This window comes from Ideonella azotifigens, assembly GCF_021043325.1.
Lineage (GTDB): Bacteria > Pseudomonadota > Gammaproteobacteria > Burkholderiales > Burkholderiaceae_C > Ideonella > Ideonella azotifigens.
The window spans coordinates 56,452-80,147 of sequence record NZ_JAJNKD010000015.1 but is presented as its reverse complement, the minus strand read 5'-3'; the positions used below and the strand labels follow the sequence as shown (position 1 = coordinate 80,147).

Annotated in this window: 19 protein-coding genes; 11 read left to right on the top strand and 8 right to left on the bottom strand. The window is 69.0% G+C overall.

The genetic code is table 11. From position 1 onward, the window contains the following. The first annotated feature begins 54 nt into the window (after positions 1-54). Positions 55-954, top strand: coding sequence for a hypothetical protein (locus LRH25_RS24840; protein WP_231012760.1), 900 nt, complete (start codon positions 55-57; stop codon positions 952-954). Between the two features lie 12 nt (positions 955-966). Beyond that, positions 967-2,193 (top strand): choice-of-anchor X domain-containing protein, encoded by a 1,227-nt coding sequence (locus tag LRH25_RS24835; protein WP_231012759.1) that lies wholly within the window; start codon positions 967-969, stop codon positions 2,191-2,193. Here LRH25_RS24835 and LRH25_RS24830 read toward each other — a convergent pair. The 3 genes from LRH25_RS24830 to LRH25_RS24820 form a co-directional block, all read right to left on the bottom strand. Next, positions 2,148-2,456, bottom strand: coding sequence for a hypothetical protein (locus tag LRH25_RS24830; protein ID WP_141290242.1), 309 nt, complete (start codon positions 2,454-2,456; stop codon positions 2,148-2,150). The two genes, LRH25_RS24835 and LRH25_RS24830, sit on opposite strands and share 46 nt — an antisense overlap. Before the next feature lie 180 nt (positions 2,457-2,636). Continuing rightward, positions 2,637-3,104, bottom strand: coding sequence for a type 2 periplasmic-binding domain-containing protein (locus tag LRH25_RS24825; protein WP_141290243.1), 468 nt, complete (start codon positions 3,102-3,104; stop codon positions 2,637-2,639). 11 nt (positions 3,105-3,115) lie between these two features. Further along, entirely contained in the window at positions 3,116-4,228 is a 1,113-nt protein-coding gene (locus LRH25_RS24820; RefSeq protein WP_231012758.1) for a porin family protein, read from the bottom strand. 189 nt (positions 4,229-4,417) lie between these two features. Here LRH25_RS24820 and LRH25_RS24815 point away from each other — a divergent pair, with 189 nt between their 5' ends. The 4 genes from LRH25_RS24815 (at position 4,418) to LRH25_RS24800 (ending at position 9,827) form a co-directional block, all read left to right on the top strand. Next, positions 4,418-6,202 carry a sensor histidine kinase gene (locus LRH25_RS24815; RefSeq protein ID WP_231012757.1) on the top strand — a complete coding sequence of 595 codons (1,785 nt, stop codon included), beginning with the start codon at positions 4,418-4,420 and terminating at the stop codon, positions 6,200-6,202. Positions 6,203-6,311: 109 nt separating this feature from the next. Then, entirely contained in the window at positions 6,312-7,685 is a 1,374-nt protein-coding gene (locus tag LRH25_RS24810; protein ID WP_141289490.1) for a sigma-54-dependent transcriptional regulator, read from the top strand. A gap of 173 nt (positions 7,686-7,858) precedes the next feature. Next, on the top strand, positions 7,859-9,184 hold the full coding sequence (locus LRH25_RS24805) for a M20/M25/M40 family metallo-hydrolase (RefSeq protein WP_141289489.1): 1,326 nt from the start codon (positions 7,859-7,861) through the stop codon (positions 9,182-9,184). 79 nt (positions 9,185-9,263) lie between these two features. Beyond that, positions 9,264-9,827, top strand: a complete 564-nt coding sequence (locus LRH25_RS24800; protein WP_231012756.1) for a peroxiredoxin — start codon at positions 9,264-9,266, stop codon at positions 9,825-9,827. Positions 9,828-9,841: 14 nt separating this feature from the next. On the opposite strand, the gene LRH25_RS24795 is transcribed toward LRH25_RS24800, so the two are convergent. Continuing rightward, positions 9,842-10,072, bottom strand: coding sequence for an RNA-binding S4 domain-containing protein (locus LRH25_RS24795; protein WP_141289488.1), 231 nt, complete (start codon positions 10,070-10,072; stop codon positions 9,842-9,844). A 349-nt stretch (positions 10,073-10,421) separates the two neighbouring features. Between LRH25_RS24795 and rsgA the strand changes: the two genes are divergently transcribed. After that, the gene (rsgA, locus tag LRH25_RS24790) at positions 10,422-11,498 is read left to right on the top strand and encodes a ribosome small subunit-dependent GTPase A (RefSeq protein ID WP_231012755.1); all 1,077 of its coding nucleotides are present in this window, start codon (positions 10,422-10,424) and stop codon (positions 11,496-11,498) included. Positions 11,499-11,546: 48 nt separating this feature from the next. On the opposite strand, the gene LRH25_RS24785 is transcribed toward rsgA, so the two are convergent. Continuing rightward, positions 11,547-13,832, bottom strand: a complete 2,286-nt coding sequence (locus tag LRH25_RS24785; RefSeq protein WP_231012754.1) for a TonB-dependent receptor plug domain-containing protein — start codon at positions 13,830-13,832, stop codon at positions 11,547-11,549. Positions 13,833-14,083: 251 nt separating this feature from the next. After that, positions 14,084-15,250, bottom strand: coding sequence for a GGDEF domain-containing protein (locus tag LRH25_RS24780; RefSeq protein ID WP_231012753.1), 1,167 nt, complete (start codon positions 15,248-15,250; stop codon positions 14,084-14,086). A gap of 571 nt (positions 15,251-15,821) precedes the next feature. Between LRH25_RS24780 and LRH25_RS24775 the strand changes: the two genes are divergently transcribed. Beyond that, positions 15,822-17,570: a DEAD/DEAH box helicase gene (locus tag LRH25_RS24775; protein ID WP_231012752.1), complete on the top strand. Its 1,749-nt coding sequence runs from the start codon at positions 15,822-15,824 to the stop codon at positions 17,568-17,570. Here LRH25_RS24775 and LRH25_RS24770 read toward each other — a convergent pair. After that, complete coding sequence (locus LRH25_RS24770) at positions 17,486-19,555, bottom strand: M3 family metallopeptidase (RefSeq protein ID WP_231012751.1); 2,070 nt, start codon at positions 19,553-19,555, stop codon at positions 17,486-17,488. The genes LRH25_RS24775 and LRH25_RS24770 overlap by 85 nt on opposite strands. 162 nt (positions 19,556-19,717) lie before the next feature. Between LRH25_RS24770 and LRH25_RS24765 the strand changes: the two genes are divergently transcribed. Together LRH25_RS24765 and LRH25_RS24760 are read left to right on the top strand one after the other, a co-directional pair. Continuing rightward, positions 19,718-20,827, top strand: coding sequence for an oxidoreductase (locus tag LRH25_RS24765; RefSeq protein WP_231012750.1), 1,110 nt, complete (start codon positions 19,718-19,720; stop codon positions 20,825-20,827). A 9-nt stretch (positions 20,828-20,836) separates the two neighbouring features. After that, on the top strand, positions 20,837-21,337 hold the full coding sequence (locus LRH25_RS24760; RefSeq protein ID WP_211361460.1) for a nuclear transport factor 2 family protein: 501 nt from the start codon (positions 20,837-20,839) through the stop codon (positions 21,335-21,337). A 3-nt stretch (positions 21,338-21,340) separates the two neighbouring features. Here the strand turns inward: LRH25_RS24760 and LRH25_RS24755 are convergent, their stop codons facing one another. Next, on the bottom strand, positions 21,341-22,894 hold the full coding sequence (locus tag LRH25_RS24755) for a methyl-accepting chemotaxis protein (protein ID WP_170200948.1): 1,554 nt from the start codon (positions 22,892-22,894) through the stop codon (positions 21,341-21,343). Between the two features lie 171 nt (positions 22,895-23,065). Here LRH25_RS24755 and LRH25_RS24750 point away from each other — a divergent pair, with 171 nt between their 5' ends. After that, positions 23,066-23,632: a YaeQ family protein gene (locus LRH25_RS24750; RefSeq protein WP_141289077.1), complete on the top strand. Its 567-nt coding sequence runs from the start codon at positions 23,066-23,068 to the stop codon at positions 23,630-23,632. The last annotated feature ends 64 nt before the right edge of the window (positions 23,633-23,696 follow it).

Below are 23,696 nucleotides of genomic sequence, written 5' to 3'. Positions count from 1 at the left end.
GCGATAGTGCGCTCCGATTCTTCCGCCTTCCCATCACACCGAGGAGCTCGAAGCATGGCCGGACATGGACGCACGAAACGCTGGGCGCTGGGCGCCGCCGCCTTGTTGGCGGTGATGGGCGTGGCCCATCTGGCGGGAGCCACCAACTACGCGCTGTGGGTCAACGGCCGCACCGGCGGCGGCCAGCTCGGCAACTATGCCGACTTCACCTACTGGGGCCCGGCCAGCACCGCTGCCGGCGTCAACAAGAAGTCGGTCAACTGGGATGGCTACAACCACATCTCGGACCAGAACTACCTGGTGCGCAACGCGCTGGACTGCTATTGCACCGGCAGCAACTGGTGCTACGTGGCCGCCCACAGCGCGGGCGACCTGATGATGGGCTACACGCTGGCGATGTACGGCGGTTCGACCCGCAGCGTGAAGAACGCCACGCCCGCGGCCGACGGCACCTGCAGCAACGCGGGCAGCAGCACCCAGACCGGCTGGAACATCAAATGGATCGACATTGCCGGCGGCGCGGCCGGTGGCTCCGAGCTGGCCAATGCCGGTGACTGGGCGCTCAGCGAGCCGCTGGTGTCGGACCTGAAGACTGCCACCGCGCGGGCCATGTACGACCACAACAGCACCCGCAGCAAGTGGTTCTACATGTACGCCGGCGCCAGCGGCACACTGTATTCCGCGGTGCTGCCGGGGCAGGACGACGAGGCCATTGCCTACCACTCCAGCGGCGGCGTCTCGGGGACAGGCGGGCAGTCACTGTGCAACCCCTCGGACTGGTTCTGCAACGACCTGAACCTCGGCACCACGGCCAACGAAGGCGGCAGCACCAAGTGGAGCTACCACTCGGTGAGCTTCCGCGACAACAACGAGGCCTACAACCACTACACCAACGGCAACTGGGCCGGCATCACCTCGCTGATGCGCCAGGACATGGTGACCAACGCCCAGTAAGGCCGAGCCGAGATGAATCGACGGCGCATGATCGCGGCGCTGGCGGCCACCGGGTTGCTGGGCGCGGGCTGGTGGCTGGCCGCCGGCAGCGCCACGCCTGAGCCAGCGCCCACCACCATCGCCATGGCTGCGCCCGCCGTCGCGCCGCCAGGCTCAGCGCCTGCGCCTGCCGCCGGCCTGGGCCCGCGCCGCGTGCGCGACCCGGCCGAACTCGCGGCCCAGCGCGCGCTCTGGCAGCAGCGCCTGCAGCGCGCCCGCGAAGTGCGGGACGCGTATGCCGCGGCCACGCGCTATCCGCCCGAATCCCGCCCCGCCGCCGAACATGGCGACCAGTTGCACCCCGGCCGGCCGGTGCAGGAAACCATGCCCTTGCGCATGCCGGGCGCGCCGGCCAGGGACGGTTTCCAGCTGCGCACCTCGCAGGACCGCATCTACCTGCAGGGCGACGAAGCCGTGCGGCTCAGCGTGGCCGCGGTGGACGACGCCGGCCAGCCGCTGCCATTGGCCGTGACCCGTGCCATCGCCCACGAAGCAGCGCAAGGCCAGCAGCGCGCCAGCCGCTACGGGCAGGTCGACGTGAGCTTCCGTGACGACGGCCAGAACGGCGACACGCAGGCCGGCGACGGCGAGCTGACGCTGCGCTGGCAGCCCGCGACGCAAGGCTTTGCCGAGCTGGACGGGCTGATCCGCATCGAGCTGTCGCTGCAGTCCGGCGAGCAGGCGGGTTATGCGTATTTCGACGTGATCTACACGCCCGCCGCACCCGCCACCTGGCTGCCCGGCGCGCGCGAGGCGGTGCAGGACGGCTCGCTGAATTTGCTGCTGAAGCTGCAGGTGCAGCAGGCCGGCCGCTACGTGATCAGCGGCCGGGTGGACGACGCCAACGGCAAGCCGTTTGCGCTGGTGGGCTTCAACGACACACTGGCCGCGGGCACGCGCGAACTGGCGCTGCCGGTCTTCGGCAAGCTGCTGCGCGACGGCCAGCCGGCCTTCCCGTTGACGCTGCGCGACGTGACCGGCTTCCTGCTGCACGAAGACCGTTTCCCGGACCGCGCGCTGCTGGCCGCACGCGAAGGCAAGGTCTACACCACGCGCGCCCACGTGCTGGCCGAGTTCTCCAGTGCCGAATGGCAGAGCGAGGAACGCAGCCGTTACCTGACCGAATACGACAAGGACGTGGCCCAGGCCGAGGCTCAGCTGCGCCAGCTGAGCGAGCCGGCGACAGTGGCTGGCCCCTGAGCCAGCGACAGCGGCTCGGCCAGCACGCCATCGTCCAAACGCTGCGGGCATTCGCGCACGATCTCCACGATCAGCTCGCGCGCGACCGCCGGCGCGAAGTGCTGGCCCAGGCGCGCGGTGCGGCTGCCGCGCTGCGGGATCCACGCGGTCAGCATGTCGGCCTGCACGGCATAGAAGCCGACGTGGCTGCGACCGTCCACGTCGGCACTGGTGGAGAACACGCGCCGCTGGGCAATCGATTCGAGGGGCAGATCAGGCTTCATCGGAGGGGCCCACAGTGGCTTTGGATGCCTGCACAACTGCAATCTCCAGACCACATCGCGCAACACCCGCTGCCAGGGCCTGAAGCAGGCCGAACCGGTCTGAAACTGCAAGCTGTGCGCAATGCAGTGCGCAAGAACTTGCGCACGGTATGAAGAAACTTGCGCGCTTGGACGGGGTGCTCAGTGCGACGGGCAGGCCGCCGCCGGCTCGCTGGCCGGCAACACGGCCACCACGTCCACCCGCTTGTCCACCGCGCACAGCGACACATAGCCCACCGCTCCCGGCGTGGCCGCCACGAAGCGCAGCACCGCCTCTTCCGAGGCCAGCACCGGCGGCGGCAACACGCCGTGGAAGTACTGGTCGTTCCAGTAGGACTGCAGGTCCTGCGGCGTGCGCCTGAACAGCCACAGCGAGAAGTCGCGCCGCAGCGGATGCGAAGCCGGCAGGTTGATCGCGACGATGGGCGTGCGGTCGTCCCACAGCTCGCGCTTGCGGCCGTAGATGCCCAGCAGCTCGGCACGGCCCAGCGCCGTGGGTGCGCCCGGCAGCTTGCCGACCACGACCGCGATGCCGCCTTCGGCCGCGCGCGCCGGTGCACCGGCGAACGACAGCCAGAGCAACAGCAGCAAGGCGAGGGCAAGGCGCATGGGCACCGCGATCAAAAAGCCAGCGTCAGCGAGGACAGCAGGCCCGCAGGCTGGCCCACCGCCCGCGCCGAGAGCTGCACCCACTCGATCTTGAAGGTCCAGTGGTCGACGCCCTTGTAGACCGCACCGATCAGCGTCGAGCGGCTGGACCAGCCATCCACGTCGCGCCGGTAGTACTCCTGCCGGCCGGTCAGCCACCAGCGCCCCGCCACCGGCAACGCGCCCTGCAGGAACCAGCCGCGTTCGCCGCCTTGCCCGCCAGGGCTGCGCCGATGCATGGCCTCCATGCTCAGCTCGGCACGGCCCAGCGTCCATGCGGCATCCACGCCCGCCAGCAGGAATTCATTGCCCGGCGTCTCGCGCTCGAAGAAGCGGCTGAGCGAAACGCCCATCTTGAAGTCCGGGTTCAGCGAGGTGGACAGCCGGCCGCCAAACGCGGAGTCGAACGGATGCGTCCACGGGCTGGGCCGCCATTCGCCGCCGTTGGAGGCATAGAGCTGGTAGTCCAGCCATTGATCGGCCATGGGCAGGCTGCCAAAGGCCATCAGGCCGGTCACGCTGGTGGGGAACGCGGCCTGCGAGATCAGCGGGCGCAGCACGGTCCAGGTTTGCGGGTCGGAATGGTCCTGGTTCCAGTGGCCGATGGGCGTGAGGAACTTGCCGGCGCGCAGCGTCAGCGCGTCGGTCGCGCGGTAATCGGCATAGACGCGCTCCAGCGCCACGTAGGCCGAGGCCGCGGCACCGTACTGCGCGCCGCTGCCGGACGGCAGCTGGGCAATGTTCTGCAGGTCGATCTCACCGAGCAGCTTCCAGTCCGCCGCAGGCTCCCACCAGGCAATGGCGCTGAGGTGGCTGAGGTTGAAGCGCGCGCGCCGGCTGAACTGGGTGTTGTTCACGTCGCCCGGGTTGTCGGGCAATTCGGTGTCGCCCAAGGGGGCGAGGAACTGACCGGTGGCATAGCCGGACACGGTGAGGCCTGGCGCCAGTTGCCAGCCCACCGGCGGCGCATCGGGCAGCGTCTCGGGCTGCGGCTGCTCCTGCAGCAGGGTTTGCGCCTGCGTGGATGCGGGCGCCGCCAAGCCCAGCATCACCGCGAACAAAGGCGAAAAGAGGCCGATGCACAATCGCCGGCACCGCGCAGACAGACCACGTTGCGGTGCTTCAGGCGGCCTTGCCAGCGGTGGCGTGAAACTTGCGCCTGCAGCCCGTTCGTCTTGCGTGATCATGTGCTTGTCCATTGTCCGTGAGGCGCATGCCGCAACCTTCATGCCGCCTGATTTTTCTCTCCGCCCAGCCGCTGCGCTCCCGCTGTCTTGACGCTACGCCGAACTTTGCTGCTGGCCTTCCTGCTGCTGGCCTGGGTGCCCAGCGCCGCGCTGTCCTGGCTGAGCTTCAGCCGCACGCGCAGCGCGATGACGGCGCAAATCGAGCGCAGCCTCGCGGCCCAGGCCGGCACGCTGCAGACCGACATCGACACCATGCTGTTCGAGCGCTTCCAGAACGCGCTGGTGTGGAGCCGCTCGGAGCTGATGCAGGACCTGGCGCTGGGTGATGTGGACAAGCGCGTGAGCAACTACCTGGTGGGCCTGCAGCGCGGCTACGGCGAGGTCTACACCAGCCTGGACTGCCAGCGCGACGACGGCCAGGTGCTGGCCAGCGCAAGCGCCCAGCGCATCGGCCGGCAGGCTGCGCCCTTGTCACCCGAGCAGCTCTCGGTGCAGGCCCGCCTGCCAGGCGGCTTTGCACAGCTTTACCTGGCCGCGCCGACAAACGATGGCCGCGCCGAACTCGTCATCGACACGCCCGTGACCCAGGCCTATGCGCAGCCCGGCGCAGCGGCCATGCAGATGCGGCTGAACTTCGATCCGCGCCAGATCGACCGCTTGCTGGACACGGCCGCTGCGGGGCGTCGCGAGATCGTCGTGGTCGACGCGCAAGGCCGCTGGGTGGCCGCCTCGGCAGGCCTGCGTGGCAGCGACTGGCCCAGCGCCGCGGGCCGCCAGTGGGCGCGCCAGGCGGCCGCTTCCAGCGAGGCCCAGCTGCAGTTGCCGCAAGGCGCGATGCTGGCCGGCCGCAGCCATTCCCAGGCCCGGCCGGGCTTTGCCGGCACCGGCTGGACCACGCTGGTGCTGGAGCCGCTGGATGCGGCGCTGCAACCGGTCGTGGAGATGGCCTGGATCTTCGTCGGCCTGCTGCTGGCGGTGCTGCTGGCGGCGCTGGTGGCCTCGACCTGGATCGCCTCGGCCATCGCCCGGCCGATTGCGCTGCTGACCGCCCGGACACAGCGCCGCACCGCAGCGCCCGATGAAGCGCCGGTGCGCTCGCGCATTGCCGAGCTGGACACGCTGGGCCGCGCCTATGCGGACATGACGCGCCAGCTCGACAGCTCGCGCCAGGAGCTGGTGCGCACCTCGAAGATGGCGATGCTGGGCGAGCTGGCCGCCGTGCTGGGCCACGAGGTGCGCACGCCGCTGGGCATCCTGCGCTCGTCGGCCCAGGTGCTCAAGCGCGACCCTCAGCTGGGCGACGAGGCACGCGAGCTGATGGGCTTCATCGACTCCGAAACCCAGCGCCTGAACACCCTCGTGACGACCCTGCTGGACACCGCCCGCCCGCGCCTGCCGCACTTCGCGCGCTGCGACCTGCACGCGCTGCTGCAGCGCTGCGTGCAGATGCACGCACTGAAGCAGGCGGACAGCGCCCAGGCCAAGGTCACGCTGTCGCTGCTGGCCACGCAGGCAGAGATCGAGGCCGACGAGGAACAACTGATGCAAGCCGTGTTCAACCTGCTGAGCAACGCCGCGCAAGCCGCGGACGCAGACGGCCGGGTGCTGCTGTCCACCGCGGACGATGGCGACGGCGTGACGCTGAGCTGCGGCGACGACGGACCCGGCATTCCGCCCGCGCTGGCCGAGCGCATCTTCGATCCCTTCGTGTCCGGCCGCGAAGGCGGCATCGGGCTGGGACTGGCCGTGGTGCGACAGGTCGTGCACGCGCATCGCGGCAGCATGGTCGTGGGCACCAGCACGCTGGGCGGCGCGGCCTTCACGCTGCGGCTGCCGCGGGTGCGGGCAGCCTTGCCGGGAGACCTCGCATGAAACACCTTCGCTCGAACACCGCGCCGCGGGCCGAGCGCCGGGCCGCTCCCAAGCCGGCCCGCATCCCCTCGGGGGATCGGACGCGGTATGCCGCGGACGAGGGGCAGACATGACACCTTCAACCGTGTTGATCGTCGATGACGAGGCGCACATGCGCCGCGTGCTGGAGATCATGCTGCGCCAGCTGGGCCACCGCGCGCTGGTCGCGGTGGACGGCAGGCAGGCACTGGAGCTGCTGGAACACGAGCATGTGGACCTGATCCTGACCGACCTGCGCATGCCGGTGCTGGACGGCATCGGCCTGCTGGAGGAAATGACCGCGCGCCAGCTCAGCGTGCCGACCATCGTGATGACCGCGCAAGGCTCGATCGAGACGGCGGTCAAGGCGCTGAAGCTGGGCGCGCACGACTACCTGCTGCGGCCGGTGGACCTGGACGTGCTGGAGCTGGCGATGCAGCGCGTGCTGTCGCGCGAGAAGCTGCGCGTGCAGCACGACTTCCTGCGCGAACAGGCCGGCCGGCCGGTGAGTGGCTTCTTCGGCCGCAGCGCGGCCATGGCCAGCGTGTTCGAGCAGATCCGCCAGGTGGGGCCGACCCGCGCCTCGGTGCTGATCACCGGCGAAACCGGCACCGGCAAGGAAGTCGCCGCGCACGCGATCCACCAGGCCTCGGACCGGGCCGGCGAACTCTTCGTCGCGGTCAATTGCGCGGCGCTGCCAGCCGACATGGTCGAGGCCGAACTGTTCGGCTACGAGAAGGGCTCGTTCACCGGCGCGGCCAAGGACAGGGTGGGCAAGTTTGAGCTGTCCTCGCGCGGCACGATCTTCCTCGACGAGATTACCGAAATGCCGATTGCGCTGCAGTCCAAGCTGCTGCGCGTGCTGCAGGAAGGCCGCGTGGAGCGGCTGGGCAGCAACCACAGCATGGCGCTGGACCTGCGGGTCATCGCGGCCTGCAACCGCGACCCGCGCGAAGCCATCCGCGCCGGCAGGCTGCGCGAGGACCTGTACTACCGGCTCAATGTGTTTTCGCTGGCCCTGCCGCCGCTGCGCGAACGGACCGAGGACATCGAAGGCCTGGTCGGCCACCTCGCCGCGCGCCAGGGCCGGCGCATCCGCGTGTCGCCGGAGGCGCTGGCCTGCCTGCAGGGCTACGCCTGGCCAGGCAATGTGCGTGAGCTGGACAACGTGGTCCAGCGCGCGCTGGTGCTGGGCCGCGGCGAACAGCTCGAAGTCCAACACCTGCCGGCGGACCTGACGCGACGCACCGCGGCGGCGGCACCGCCAACGGCCGACGAGCCACTCGCCGAGACGCTGGACCTGCGCAGCGCGGTCGAAGCGCTGGAACAGCGGCTGATTGCGCGTGCGCTGCTGGCGACGCACGACAACAAGCGCCAGGCCGCTGCGAAGCTGGGCATCAGCGAACGCGCGCTCTGGTACAAGCTCGGCCGCGGCAAGTCGGCGGAAGTGGATCCAACCGACTGAACGGACTCAGCGGACTCAGCGGACTAGGGATGGGCAGGCGGCGCGGCGTGGAGATACTCGCGCGGCCCGAGGTCGCACAAGGGTCACAAAACCCTGCGGCACGACCAAGTCCACGGTGCCAGCGCATCGCCCACCCGGCGCGCGCGCATCGATTCCAACTCACGAGGTTCGCCATGCTCCGTTTCGTCTCCCCCGCCCTGCGCCTGACCCACCTGGCCGCCGCCCTCATGCTGGCCACGCCGCTGCTGGCCACCACCGCCCAGGCCGCCCCCGCCGCCGCCACGGCCCAATCCCAGACCTGGATCACGCTGGGCGAACAAGCCTTCGGCCTGCTGCGCAAGATTGACCCGGACGTGCGCAGCGAAGCGCAGCGCGAATGGGTCATGCAGACGCCCAAGCCCGGCAGCCACAGCGCCGCGCTGCAGGAAAGCCGCGAGCTGGTGCATGTGGTGCACATCGACAACGCGCTGCTGCCGGCCTTGAGCGAAGCCATCCATACCGACACGCACCGCTGTGCCGGCTTCGTGGCCCATGCCTCGCGCGCCGAGGCCTTCAGCGCGCTGAACGGGCAGCAGGAAGCGCAAAGCCTGGCCCGCAAGGTCGTGGTGCCGAGCTACACCATCGACAACCAGGATCAGGTCGCGCCGATGATCACGCAGGTGCAGGACAGCCAGATCCTGTCGACCATCCAGACCCTCTCGGACTTCCAGAACCGCTACTACACCAGCACCTACGGCGTGGCCGCCTCGGACAAGATCATGGCCATGTGGAAGGCCCTGGCCGGCACCCGCAGCGACATCACGGTCGAGCAGTTCACGCACGCCGGCTGGCCGCAGAAGTCGGTCATCCTGACGATCAAGGGCACCGCCAAGCCCAAGGAAATCGTCGTGATGGGCGCCCACCTGGACTCCATCGTCTCCGGCAAGGTGACCAACGAGACCCGCGCGCCCGGCGCCGACGACGACGCCTCCGGCATCGCCACGCTGACCGAAGTGCTGCGCGTGATGGTGGCCAACAACTACAAGCCGCGCCGCACCATCCAGTTCATGGGCTACGCCGCCGAGGAAGAAGGCCTGCTGGGTTCGGCTGAAATTGCCAAGGCCTACAAGCGCCAGCTGAAGAAAGTGGTGGGCGTGCTGCAACTGGACATGACCAACTACCAGGGCAGCGCCAAGGACATCTACATCTACACCGACTACACCAACGGCGCGCAGAACACCTTCCTGGCCAACCTGGCTTCGACCTACCTGCCGACGCTGACCGTGGGCTACGACAAGTGCGGCTATGGCTGCTCCGACCATGCCTCGTGGTACGGCAAGGGCTACGCCGCTTCGCTGCCGTTCGAGGCCGCGTTCACCGACGACAACCCTTACATCCACTCGGCAAACGACACGCTGGCCAACATGGGCAACCAGGCCAGCGATGCGGCAAAATTCGCCAAGCTGACGCTGGCCTTCGGGGTCGAGCTCGGCACCGATGGTCCGACCGTGAAGCCCTGATGGGTTGAGCGGGCGGTACCGTGCAGAGGCCCCCGCCGGGGGCCGCACGGCGGGCCATCGCATCACCTGGAGTGAGCCAATGTGGGTTCGTCGTGCATGCCTGGGCATGCTGGGCTGTGTGCTGGTGGCCTCGCTGGCCGTGGTCGGTCAGGCCAAGGCCGCGCTGGCCCCGGGCGACAAGGCTCCGGACTTCAACGCCGACGCCGCGCTTGGCGGCCAGCCCTTCAAGTTCTCGCTTTCCGGGGCACTGAAGAAGGGCCCGGTGGTGCTGTACTTCTTTCCGAAGGCCTTCACCAGCGGCTGCACGCTGGAAGCCCATCTGTTCGCCGAGGCCACGCCGAAGTTCTCCGCGCTGGGCGCCACGGTGATCGGCATGTCACGCGATTCGCTCGAAACCCTGCAGCGCTTCTCGGTCGAAGAATGCCGCAACAGCTTTGCTGTGGCAGCCGACCCGGAGTCGCGCACCATCAAGGCCTACGGCGTGGGCCTGACGCTGCTGCCCGACGTGGCCGGCCGCATCTCGTTTGCCATCAGCCCGCGCGGCCAGATCCTGGACACACTGGTCTCCGGCGACCCGGAAGAACACGTCACCGCGATGATGAAAGCCGTGCAGGCCTGGCGCGCGGCCAATCCGAACCCCTGAACCGGCTCAGGCTCTTAGACCTCGGCCGCCCGCAAGGTGATGCGGCCATCGCCCAGCTGCACCTGCTGACCGATGCGGATCTTGCAGGTCTTGCGCAGCTCGGTCGCGCCGTCGACCAGCACCTGGCCGTCAGCAATCAGCTGCTTGGCATGGCCGCCACTGGTCGCCAGGCCAGTGGCCTTGAGCAAGGCGTCCAGCGTGATGTATTCGCCGCGCAGTTCGAAGTCGATGTGGGTGTTGTCCATGGGCCGCATTGTCCCTGCTTGACATCGCGGCCGACTGGCGCGACAGTCGCGCCTCACTGTTTTCCGATCCACCGACCTGCAGGAGGCTGAGCATGACGAATACCCACCGCACCCCCGCCCTGCCGGCTGCCTGCTGAGCGCCGCGTCGGAACCCGGACTTCGCCTTCTTCGCCGGCCGCGCCTTGCGGCCCGCCTGATCCGCAGCCAAGCCTGCTGATCGTTTCCTTTCCCGTCTGATCCGTCGCGGCGCTCGCCGCACAGCCCGTTCACCGCCACACGCTGGCGGTGTTTCGCCGCGCCACGCCTGCTGCGCGCGGCTGTCGAGCCCCAACGGATTTCAGACACACCCATGATCGAGACCATCGATTTCGAGGCCCTGCGTCGCATCGGCCTGCAACAAGCGCTGCTGGCGCAAAGCCTTTCCCTTCCCCACGAAGCCGGTGACCGGCTGATGCGCATCACCGAGGTCCAGCGCGACCGCTTCACGCTGCACGACGGCCACCAGCCGCAACGCGCGCAACTCTGGCCCACGCTGCGCCTGGCCCTGCAGATGCAGGACGAGCAACTGGTGGTGGGCGACTGGGTCAGCGTGCGCGACACGGCGCCAGGCGAAAGCTGGGTTGCCGCCCGCGTGCCGCCGTTGAACCGGCTGCTGCGCCGCGACAGCAGCGGCCGCCGCCAGGCCCTGGTCAGCAATGTGGACAGCGCGCTGCTGGTGATGACCTGCGGCCATGACTTCAACCTGCGGCGGCTGGACCGCTACCTGGCGCTGGTGCGGCTGGCCGGCGTGCAGCCGGTCGTCGTGCTGACGCAGGCCGATCTGCACCCGGACCCTGCCAGCCGGCTGCGCGCCGTGCGCCAGCACCTGGGCAGCCTCGGTGCAACCGTGCCGGTGGTCGCCGTCAATGGCCTGACCCCGGAAGCCGCCGAGCCGCTCAGGCCCTGGCTGTCGGTCGGCCAGACCCTGGTGCTGCTGGGCTCCAGCGGCGCCGGCAAGAGCACGCTGACCAATACCTTGACCGGCGACAAGGGCCAGTCCACCGGCCCCGCACGCGAAGGCGACGGCCGCGGCAGGCACACGACGACCGCACGCTCGATGCACTGGTGCACCGCAGGCGCCTGCATCATCGACACGCCGGGCCTGCGCGGCCTTCAGTTGGACGCTGGCGGCGACGAACTGGACAGCGCCTTCGACGACGTGGCCCGCTTGGCGCCGAACTGCCGCTTCCGCGACTGCGAGCACCGCGACGAACCCGGCTGCGCGGTGCGCCCGATGATCGCGCCCGAGCGACTGCTCAGCTACCAGAAGCTGCAACGCGAGGCCCAGCGCCACGAGCTGACGCTGCAGGACAGGCGCGAACAGCTGGCGGTGTGGAAGGCACGAGGTCGCGAGGCGAAAGTCGCGATTCGTGCCAAGCGAGGTTGAGGCCAAGTTGCCGCCGAGCCGGGCAAAGCCCGTCCCTTGGGGCAGAAGTCAGAGCTTCAGTTCCAGACCCAGGCGCCAATTGAGGTAGCTCTGGGACTGTGTGGCCACGGTCTGGTCGCCAACGATGCTCTCGGTGTCGTTTTCGCGCGGCGCCAGGTTGCTGGCCGTCAGCCGCAGGCGGGCGGTAGCGCTGAGCTGGTACATCGCGTACAGGTCCACCACGCGCTTGGCGTTCTGTTTGGCGTACTGGTCGTCCGCCAGGCGGGTGGTGTAGCCGGGCTGCCAGTTGAAATTGCCGCCAAGGGTCAGCGGGGTGCCGGGCAGCTTGTAGTCGCCGCCGAGGTTGAACGAGCCAGCAGCCTGCTGGTCCAGCCGGTTGTTCGGGCCAGGCACGCCTTTGACCTTGGAGTTGTACAGCGCAGCATTGGCGCGCAGGTCCACCGCGGGCGCGTCGGGCCACAGCTCGGTGAGGCGCAGCTTGCCGTCGATCTCCACGCCTTGCGTCATCGCGTCGCCGATGTTCTGCGGTTGCGAGTAGTACTGTTTGCTGCCGTCCGGGTTGAGCCGCGAGAAGTAGACGGTGCGCATCAGGTCCTGGATGTCACGCCGGAACGCGCTGAAGCTGACCATGCCGCCGCCGGGCAGGTAGTACTCGTAGGCCAGGTCGATGCCGGTGGCCAGTTCGGGCTTCAGGTCCGGGTTGCCGATGCGGTCCGGGCTGGTCGGGTCGTTGTGCTTCGAATACGAGGTGCTGGCAATCAGGTTGGCCAGCGGCGGCGAGCGGTAGCTGCGCGTCAGGCTCATGCGGACCTGGTCCGCACCCTTGGGTTCGGGTTTCCACACGGCATGCAGCAGCGGCGTCCAGACGCTGGAGCTGTTGTCACCCACGACCGTGCCCAGCTTGTCGTCCGGCGCCTCGCTGTGCGTGCGGATGCCCTCCCAGCGCAGGCCGGCGTAGGCAGACCAATGCGGGTCGATGGTCCACTCGTCCTGGCTGTAGACGGCCGTGCGCATGCTGCGCGCCTGCAGGTTGTCGCCGGGGTCGCTGACCGGCTGGCCATCGGCGTCCAGCAGCGGGCCGCCATCCTGCAGCTGCGAGCGGTCCTGGCTCAGGTGCGCGCGGTCCAGCTCCAGGCCCGAGACGATGTTGTGGCCGTTTTCCAGCAGCAGCGAATACTTGGTGTTCAGGCTGGCACTGCGCTCGCGCGACAAGTTGCGGTCGTCGAAAGTGGCCACGCCACCGTTGCCTGCCGTGCCGTCCTCGCTGTCCTGCTCGACCCGGTGGGTGTTGCTGAGGCTACGCGACATGCCCAGGCCGACACGGGCTTCCAGCCGCCCATCGCCGATCTGCGCCTTGTACATGCTGTTCAGCCGGCCCAGCGTCAGGCTGCTGTCCGAATGGCTCCGGCTGGTCGAGAACGGCAGCTCCGGCACCGCCGTGCCGATCACCTGGCCCGTCTTGTCGCTGTCGCCCTCGGAGTGCACGATGAACGGCATCACCTGCAGCGAGTCGCCGCCATCGAGCTTCCATTGCAGCTTGCCGCCAAGGTTCACGCCGGTGCGCTTGCTGCGCGAGGTGTCGGTCTCGGTGTAGTCCTTGGTCGGGCTGGTGGTGGTGACCACGGACTTGTCGTCCGTGTCGCGCCGGTTGACGCCGACGTTGAGGTTGTAGTCCAGCCCCAGCGCTTCGAACTTGTCCTCGCGGGACCAGTTCAGCTGCGGCTGCACGCGGCCATTCTCATAAGCCACCGAAGCCTTCAGGTCGTTCAGCTTCCGGGTGAAACCTTCGCGGGTGATGATGTTGATGGTGCCGCCAATCGCGCGGCCGCCAGTCTCGGCCGTGGGCGCGCGGATGATCTCGATGCGCTCGATCTGGTCCGGGTCCAGCGAGTCCAGCGACAGGCCGCCCTGCACGCGCTCGCCGTCCAGCAGGATCTGGGTGTAGCCGTTGCCCAGGCCGCGCATGCGGATCTGGCCGCCGCGGCCCGGCGTGCCGCCAATGGTCACACCCGGCAGGCGCTTGAGCAGGTCGCCCACGGTGCTGTCGCCGAACTTCTCGATCTCCTCGCGCCCGACGATGATCTTCGACGCGGTGGACCGGCGGCGCTGCTCTGTGTCGCTGGTGCGCGCGCCGTTGATCTCGACTTTTTGCGTGGCACCGGCGGCGGCCGGCGGGGTTGCTTCGGCGGCAGGCAGGGTCGCTTCGGCGGCAGGCGGCGTCGGCTCGGTGGGTGCGGTCTGGGCACGCAGGCCTGCTGCGGCCAGCCAGAGGCCGCAGCTCAGCGCCAGCGGCAGGCGTTTGAGGGCGAAAGGAGCACGGCTTTGATGAAGCATGGAGGGGCAACGCTGGCAAGGCCGCCCGCGCAGACGGTCGACCGGCCGCAACAACTGCGGCCACGGCCGGGTGCCAAGGCGAACGGCGAAAAGAGGAGGCTGGCGCGGGCGGCGAAGCTGGCGGCTGCGGGCAGGCCGACGCGCTGACACGGCGCAGCAGCGGCCGAACCCGACCGGCCTGCGCCCATGGCAAGGAATGGTACCTGCGGGCCGTGAAGCTTTGTAAACGCTGCGGCGGCGCAACCTGCTGTTCAGCTTGAGGCCGGTTGCGCCAGCGCAATCTGGCACCGACCGGCGCGCTTGGCGGCATACAGCGCCGCGTCGGCCTGGCGGTAGAGGTGATCGGCATTGCAGCGGCTGTCGCTGCCAGCCACCACCAGCCCGGCCGAAAACGCGACCTCGATCGGCTGGCCGTCGGCCCCGTGCAGGCCGATCAGCCGCGTCGCCTGCAGGATGTCCTCGGCCAGGCGGCGCGCACCGGCCTCGTCAGTCGCCGGCAGGATCAGGCCGAACTCCTCGCCGCCCAGGCGGCAGAACACGTCGGACGCGCGCAGCCGCGAGCGCACGGTCTCGGCGAACAGGCGCAGCGCCTCGTCGCCGGCGCGGTGGCCGTGGTTGTCGTTGATGTGCTTGAAGTGGTCCAGGTCCATCAGCACGAAGGCGACCGGCAATTCGTCGCGCTGGCCGCGCTGCAGTTCGTGCTGCAGCAGGGCATCGGCGGTGCTGCGGTTGAAGCAGCCGGTCAGGCCGTCGTGCGTGGCCAGCACTTCCAGGCGCTGCGCGGTGCGCTCCATGCCGGCCAGCAGAAAGCCCCAGCCGGTGGTCATCAGCGTCAGGAAAGCGGCCAGGAAGGTCAGGCCCTGGCCCAGGCTGGGCTGGGTCAGGGCCTGGTAGTCGGCAGGGTGGAACCAGGCGTGCCAGGCCCGGCAGACCAGGGCCAGCACCGTCAGCGCAAAACCGGTGCCGACCATCAACAGCGAGCGCTCGGCCGCAGCCCTGTGCCGGAAGACCAGCCAGACCGCCGGCAGCAGGCAGGCGGCATAGACCAGCGAGAGCACCGAAGTGCGCTGGCTGAGCGGCCAGTCCAGCATGGCCAGGATGGGCAGCGCGGCAGCCAGCCAGCCCCAGCGCAAGGCCAGCGGCAGGGGCTGCTCTGTCACGAAGACCCAGACGGCCTGGCTGAACAGCCCGGCCCCCAGGCACAACAGCAGGTTGCCGATCAGCACGGACAGCGGCAGCGGCACCCAGGCCCGCGCGATCAGCGCAAGGAATCCACCCACCATTGCCCAGTTGCCTGCGACCCAGCAAGCCATTGCCGGTTGGTCGCGCCAGCTGGGCCTGGACAGCCCCATCTGCAGCGCGAGCAGAAGGAAGCCCAGTGTCAAGGCTGCGATCAGGGTCGGGATGTGCAGCGTCATGGCGGCTGGTGCGGACTCCGCCCCGGGGTTGCAAAAGGATGGGAACAGCCCACGGCAGGTCACAAGCGCAACACGTTGCCGGCCTGCCTCGGCACCGTGAGATTAATCACGCATTGGAGCGCAGGAAAAGGGGTGCAAAGATTCAGGGTTTACGCTAGAATCCATAGCTTCGACGACTGCAGCCGTCTGTACAAGCTCAAAAGCGCCTCAACAGCGTGGTGTGCTTGGCAGCGTGAACGCAACAAGGCAAGACCCGGCAGGCCGCCAACCACTTCACGGTGATGGGCAGCAAACGGCCGGGGCCAGGTTCGCAAGAACCGGGTATTTTCCAGCCCACCCGTTGTGTCGCGCAAAGCGATGCGCCCGTCGGATTTCGTCCATCCCCTTCGACCTCCCGGTTTTGGTGCCGCCCTTTTGGGGTGAGCGTTGCAGCAGGTCTTGCCTTTGGCCTTTGCACTTTGCGGTGCATCGGATCGTTGGCAGACGCGGTCGGTGGCGATGTTTTTATGCCCCACCGCGTGCCCAAGCTGGTTGCCAACTGTGCAACGGACGGCCGCTGAGGATCGAATCCATGACTTTTGAAACCTTGGGCCTCGACGAGGCCCTGGTGCGCGCCTTGACCGCCGCCGGCTATGAAAACCCCACCGACGTGCAATCGCGAGCCATTCCGGCCGCCCTTGCCGGCCGTGACCTGCGCGTGTGCTCCAACACCGGCAGCGGCAAGACCGCAGCCTTCGTGCTGCCGGCACTGATGAAGGTGCTGGCCGCTCGCCAGGACCCGGCCCAGAAGCCCAAGAAGGGCGAAGTGCGCGGCCCGCGCATCCTCGTGCTGGTGCCCACCCGTGAACTGTCGATGCAGGTGGCCAAGGCCGCTTCCAGCTACGGCCGTTTCGTCAATTACCTGAGCGTGACCAGCGTGGTCGGCGGCGTGCCCTACCCGGCGCAGCTGAAGGCCCTGCGCAGCCCGCTGGACATCCTGATCGCGACCCCGGGCCGCCTGATCGACCACATCGGCAGCGGCAAGGCCGTGCTGGAAAACGTCGAGATGCTGGTGCTGGACGAAGCCGACCGCATGCTGGACATGGGCTTCATCGAGGACATCGAGCACATCGCCGAACAGCTGCCCGCCGGCCGCCAGACCCTGATGGCCAGCGCCACCTTCGCCGGTGAAGTCGGCCGCCTGGCCCAGCGCCTGCAGAAGGATGACGTCGAGCGCATCGAGATCACCAACCACACCGAGAAGCACGAGAACATCTCGCAGGAAATCATGTGGGCCGATGACCTCGACCACAAGCACGCCCTGCTGGACCACATCCTGACCGACCGCGATGTCGACCAGGCCGTTGTCTTCACCAGCACCCAGATCGACGCCGACCGCCTGGCCGACCGCCTGAACGAAATGGGCCACTCGGTCGCCGCGCTGCACGGCGGCATGCCGCAAGGCCGCCGCAACCGCGTGCTGCAAGGCCTGCGTTCGCGCCATGTGCGCATCCTGGTCGCCACCGACGTGGCCGCCCGCGGCATCGACGTGCCGACCATCACGCACGTCATCAACTACGGCCTGCCGCTGAAGGCCGAGGACTATGTGCACCGCATCGGCCGCACCGGCCGTGCCGGCCGCTCTGGCCGTGCGATCACGCTGGCCGAGCGCCGGGATGTGTCGATGATCCGCCGCATCCAGCACTACACCACGCTGCCGATCCCGGTCGCCGTCGTGGCCGGCCTGGAACCCAGCCGCCCGGCGCCTGACATGTTCGGCCAGCGGCCTGACCGCGGCGGCATGGGCCCGCGCGGCAAGGGTGGCTTCGGCAACCGTGGCGGTGGCGGCTACCAGGGCAACAAGCCTTTCGGCGGCTTTGCCGGTCCGCGTGGCAACGACTTCGCACCGCGCGGTCCGCGCCCGGAGCGTGGCCCGTTCGACCGTCCGCAAGCTGACCGCCCGCAAGGCGAGCGCAGCTTCGGCGGCGACCGCCCGGCCTTCGCCGACCGCGGCGAGCAGCGTGGCGGTGGCTACTTCGAGCGCAAGGCAGCAAATGCCGGCGGCGACCGTGGTGGCTTCGCGCCGCGCGGTGACCGCGGTGGTTTCGGTGGTGATCGCCCGGCGTTCAGCAATGACCGTCCGAGCTTCAACAGCGAACGCCCGGCCTTCAATGGCGAGCGTCCGTCGTTCAAAAGCGAGCGGCCGGCCTTCAACAACGACCGCCCGGCCTTTGCCGACCGCGGCGAACGCGCGCCCTACGCCGGCAAGCCCGGCGCCAGCAAGCCGCGTTTTGCCAACAGCGGTGACAGCTTCGGCAAGCGTCCCCGAAAGGACGTGTAAGCCGTGCGGGGGTCCACCGTGTCCCCCGCTGCGTAGATGTGGCGGTGCAGCCGTGCCGCCACCTCCGCGTCAAATGGATTGCCGGCCTCGACAAACGCGTTGAACGCGTCGGCATCCAGCACCTCGGCCCACAAGTACACGTAGTAACCGGCGGCATACGCTGAACCGGAGAACAGGTGCTGGAAGTGGGCCAGCCGGTGCCGCATGCCAATCGCCTCCGGCATGCCCAGGCGCTGCAGCGCCTCGCGCTCGAAAGCGCCCACATCCACCGGTCCGTCCGGATCGGTCAGCGCATGGACCTCCAGGTCCACCCACGCGCTGCCCAAATAGCTCACCGTCTCCGCCCCCTGGCCCCAGTGCCGGGCTTTCTGCAGCCGCTCGACCAGCGAATGCGGAATCGGCTCGCCCGTCTGCCAGTGCCGCGCATGGCGCTGCAGCACCTCGGGCACGCCCAGCCAGTGCTCGAACAGCTGCGAAGGCAGCTCGACAAAGTCGCGCAGCACCTGCGTGCCCGAGAGCCGGTGGTAGGTCACGTCCGACAGCAGCCCGTGCAGCCCATGGCCGAACTCGTGGAACAGCGTGCGCGCGTCGTCGAACGACAGCAGCGTGGGCTGGCCCGGCGGCGCCTTGACGAAGTTGTTGTTGTTGACGATCAGCGGCCGGCTCACGCCGCGGTTGCGCGACTGGTAATTGAAGCCGCTCATCCACGCGCCCGAGCGCTTGGACTGGCGCGCGAAGTTGTCCTGCAGGAACAGCCCGGCGCTGCGGCCGGTGGCATCGAACATCTCGTAGACCTTGACGTCGGGGTGGTAGCCCAACACGTCAGGCCGCGGCTCGAAGCTGACGCCGAACAGCCGCTGCGCGCAGTCGAACAAGGCCTCGACCATGTGCTCCAGCGAGAAGTAGGGCTTGACCTCGGCGTCGTCGATGTCGAAGCGGGCCTGGCGCACCTTCTCCGACCAGTGACGCCAGTCCCAGCCCATCGGCTCGTGCATCACCCCATGGCTGCGCATCATCGCGACCAGCGCCTCCCGCTCGCGCTCGGCCGCCGGCAAGGCACGTTGCCAGACCTCGTCCAGCAGACCGCGCACGGCAGACTGCTCGCCCGCCATGCTGTCCACCAGCGCGTAGTCCGCATAACTCGCGTGGCCGTGCAGCTGCGCCTGTGCATGGCGCAGCTGCAGGATCTCGCGCACCAGCTGCCGGTTGTCGGTCTCGCCCGGCACTTCGCCGCGGCCGACCCACGCGCGCCACGCGGTTTCGCGCAGGTCGCGCCGTTCCGAGAAGGTGAGGAATGGCTCGATCAGCGAGCGGCTCAGCGTGATGACCCAGGTCTCGCCTTCCAGCCCGCGCTCGCTGGCCGCCTGTCGCGCCGCAGCGCGCACGAATGGCGGCAGGCCGGCCAATTCGGCCTCGCTGTGCAGCACCAGCTGGTAGCCGGCCTCGTCGGCCAGCACGTTCTGCGCAAAGCGGGTGCAGCGCTCGGCGAGCGACTGCATGATGGCCGCGTAGCGCGGCTGCGCCACGGCAGACAGCCGCGCGCCGGCATGCACGCAATCGGCGTGCAGCCGCTCCAGCAGGCGGCGCTGCTCGGGCAGCAGCGCCAGCGACTCGCGCTGCGCGTGCAGCGCGTCCAGCTTGGCGAACACGCCGGCATGCATCTTCACCACGCTGTCGTGCGCGGCCAGCGGCGCGGCCATCCTGCGCTGCACCTCGCGCAGCTCGGCCGAGGTGGCCGAGGCACTGAGGTTGGCCAGCAGCGCGCCCAGCCGGTGCAGCCAGGCGCCGGCACGGTCCAGCGCAGCGCCGGTGTTCTCGAAATCTGCTGGCGCCGTGTTCGCGGCAATCGCATCCAGTTCGGCCAGGTTTTCGCGCATCGCGAGCCGCATCGCCGGCTCGAAGTGCGCGGGCTGCACCTGCTCGAAAGGCGGCAGGCCAAACGGCCCGGTCCAGTCGGTCAACAAGGGATTGGGCGAAGCATTCATGGCGAACAGTCACTCCTTGGCAGCAAACGATGATGCCACCGGCCCCACAGGCTTCTCCGGCCATGGGCTTGTGCCGGCAGGCTTTGGCACCGAGACTCGGCGCTCTGGCCAGGAGGAACCCATGCAACAGAAACCCGCGCAGCCACCGAAGGCTCGCAAGCCATGACGGCAACCCAGACCTTGCAGGTCGGCCTGGTCAGCTTCGGCTACGCCGGCCGCACGTTCCACGCGCCCTTGCTGCAGGCGACACCTGGCCTGCAACTGGCCGCGGTGGCCAGCTCGCAAGCCGAGGCGGTCAACACCGTGCTCGGGGCAGACGTGAGCGTGGTGCCGGACGCTGCTGCGCTGCTCGCGCTGCCGCTGGACCTGATCGTCATCGCGTCACCAAACGACACGCACCATCCGCTGGCGCGCGACGCGCTGATGGCTGGCAAGGCGGTGGTGATCGACAAGCCGATGGCGCTGGACCTTACCGAAGCCACCGAACTCGTGGCACTCGCAGCCCGGCAACAACGCTTGCTCAGCGTGTTCCACAACCGCCGCTGGGACGGCGACTTCCTCAGTGCCGCCGCACTGCTGCAGAACGGCCGGCTGGGCCGCGTGGTGCAGGCGGCCTTGTATTTCGACCGTTTCCGTCCCGAGGTCCGCCAGCGCTGGCGCGAATCGGCCGCGCCCGGTGGGGGACTGTGGGCCGACCTCGGGCCGCATCTGCTGGACCAGGCGCTGCAACTGTTCGGCCCGCCGGTCACGCTGCAATGCGAGTTGGCCAGCCAGCGCGACGGCGCCGTGGCAGACGACTGGTTCCAGGCCCGCCTGGGCTACGCCAGCGGACTGCGCGTGCTGCTTCAAGCCAGCACACTGGCGGCCCTGCCCGGCCCGCGCTTCGAGCTGCACGGCACCTTGGGCAGCCTGCGCATCTGGGGGCTGGACGGCCAGGAAGACGCGCTGAAAGCCGGCCAGCGACCGGACCCGGCTCGCCTGGCCCAATGGGGCCGCCACCCCGGCCATGCAGAGCTCGCGCTGCCGCAGGCCGGCACGCCGGCCGAACTGCAGCCGCCGCAGTCGCTGGCGCTGCAGCAGGGCGACTACACACGCTACTACGCAGGGCTGCGGGACGCCCTGCTGGGCCTGGCCGCCAACCCGGTGCCGCCGGCCGAAGCGCTGGCCGTGATGCAGCTGCTGGACCTGGGCCGCGCCAGCGCCAAGGCTGGCCACGCGCTGCCGGTCACAGGCCTGGCAATCCCGGAGTCGGCAATGCCTGCTGCCACCTAAACTGCGCCGATGCCGAACACCCCATTGGCCACCCCGGTCGAACTCGCCACCCGTTTCTACGACGCCTTCACCCGGCGCGATGGCATTGCCATGCAGGCCTGCTACCACCCGCAGGCGCATTTCACCGACCCGGTCTTCGACCTGCACGGCGCCGAGATCGGCATGATGTGGCGCATGCTCAGCGCCAATGCACGCGACTTCCGGCTCGAATACAAGCTGCTGAGCAGCACCGAGACCGAGGCCACGGTGCAATGGGAAGCCTGGTACACCTTCAGCAGCACAGGCCGCCCGGTGCACAACATCATCACCGCGAAGATGCAGCTGCAGGAAGGCCTGCTGCTGCGCCATGTGGATGTGTTCGACTTCTGGCGCTGGAGCCGCCAGGCGCTGGGCCCCATTGGCCTGCTGATGGGCTGGAGCGGCTGGCTGCAGGCCAAGGTGCGCGCCAAGGCCGCGGCCGGCCTGGCGCAGTGGGAACTCAAGCAGGCCGACGAAGCAAAGAAGGGTTGAAGTTCAGGCCGCGACGCGGAAGCGCGCGGTCACGTCCGCCAGGCGCTGGGCCTGGTCCTTCAGGCTTTGCGCCGCGGCGGCGGACTCTTCGACCAGCGCTGCGTTCTGCTGGGTCATCTGGTCGAGCTGGTTGACCGAGCGGCCGATCTCGCCGATGCCGGTGCTCTGCTCGCTGGCCGCATGCGAAATCTCGCGAATGATGTGATCCACGCGCTGCACGCTGCTGACGATTTCGCCCATCGTCTCGCCCGCGTTCTGCACCAGGCGCGCACCGGATTCGACGCTTTCGACCGACGCGCCGATCAGCGACTTGATCTCGCGCGCCGCACCCGCCGAGCGCTGCGCCAGCGAACGCACCTCGCTGGCCACCACGGCAAAGCCGCGGCCCTGCTCACCGGCCCGCGCCGCCTCCACCGCGGCATTCAGCGCCAGGATGTTGGTCTGGAAGGCGATGCCGTCGATCACGCCGATGATGTCGGCGATCTTGCGCGAGCTGGCGCTGATGCTGTTCATCGTCGTCACCACCTGGCCGACCACTTCGCCACCCCTCGCGGCCACCGAAGTCGCGCTGCCCGCCAGCGCATTCGCCTGCCGGGCCGACTCGGCGCTCTGCTGCACCGTGCCGGTCAGCTGCTCCATCGCGCTGGCGGTCTGCTGCAGGTTGCTGGCGGTCTGCTCGGTGCGCTGGCTCAGGTCCAGGTTGCCGGTGGCCACCTCGCGGCTGGCGGTGCCAATCTGTTCGCTGGCCTGCTGCACTTCGCCGACCAGGCGCGCCAGCATGGCCTGCATGCCCTGCAGCTCGGTCACCAGAGCGGTGACTTCGTCCGGGCTGCGGCTGTCCCAGCGCTGCGGCGTCAGGTCGCCGTCGGCCACGCGGCGCGCCAGGGCTTGCGCCTGCTGCAGCGGCCGCAGGATGGACACGGTCAGCGCCCAGCCCAGCAGGGCTGATGCCAGCAGGCCGGCGACCACGCCCGCAAGCAGCAGCGCTTCGCCGGTGCGGGCTGAAGCCACGGCATCGGCCCGCTTCTCTTCGACCAGCGAAGCTTCGTGTTTGGCCAACTCGTCGACCGCCTTCGCATAGGCTGCCGCTGCGGGCCGCAGCTTCTGCTCAATTTCCTCGGTCGACACATGCGAGCCTTCTGCATCGCGCTTGACCAATGCGGTGCGCACGTCGCGGAACTGGTTGCCTGCGGCGTCGATCTGCTTCATCAGCGCCAGCGACTGCGCGTCGTCCAGCAGCGATTCGAGGCGCTTGCGCAGCTCGGCTGAGCGCTCCGAGGTGCGCTTGCGGTCGGCGCCCACGCGGGTGGCCAGCGCCTTGTCATCGCTCACCAGCAAGGCTTCGGCGCGGAAGGAACTGATCTCGACGATGGCGTGCAGCTCGCGCGCCAGCAGTGCGCGCTCGGCCGCCACGCCGCCGAGCTCGGCGGCCACGTCCGACAGCACGCGCAGGCGCCAGGCCCCCACCGCAGAGGCCAGCGCCATCAGCAAGGTCACGCCCGCCAGGCACAGCGACAGACGGGCACGCAGCCGGAACTTCAGCAGCAAGGAAATCATGATGCGGTCGCCTGCTCGATGCCTGGGCATCGCCTCCGGCGTCACTATTGGTAGATACCCTGGCTATCGGCTCAGGCTTTCGCAACTTGAGGCTTCGGGCGGCTTGCGCAGCCCAGCGCCTACACTTCGGACCCCGCTCACGTTGGGCGGGCTGTTCCGCTGTCGCACCCCATGGCCATCAAATCCACCGTCTTCAAGGCCCAGCTGCAGATCGCTGACATGGACCGCGCGCTTTACGCCGACCATGCGATCACGCTGGCCCGCCACCCGTCGGAAAACGACGAACGCATGATGATGCGGCTGCTGGCGTTCGCCCTTTCCGTGCCGGCCGACGACCTGCGCGGCAACCTGGAATTCACCGCCGGCCTGTCGGATCCGGACGCGCCGGACCTGTGGCAGAAGGACCTGACCGGCCAGCTGGTGCAGTGGATCGAGGTCGGCCAGCCCGACGACCGGCGCCTGGCCAAGGCCTGCGGCCGCTCGGAAGTGGTCAAGCTGTGGGCCTTCGCCAGCGCCGTGCCCATCTGGTGGCAGGCGCTGGAAGGCAAGGTCGTTCGACTGCCCAACCTGGAGGTCTGGCAGGTGCCGGCCGACCAAAGCAAGGAGCTGGCCACGCTGGCCCAGCGCACCATGCAGCTGCAGGTCACGGTGCAGGAAGGCCAGATCTGGGTCGGTGACGCGAGCCGTTCCATCACCGTCGAGCCCAAGCTGCTCAAGGGCCTGCACGCCAAGCGCTGAACAGCGCCCCCAGGCCGCCGACAAGCCTCGTCCGCCCCGCGCCGAACCAGGAAGCGGCATCGTC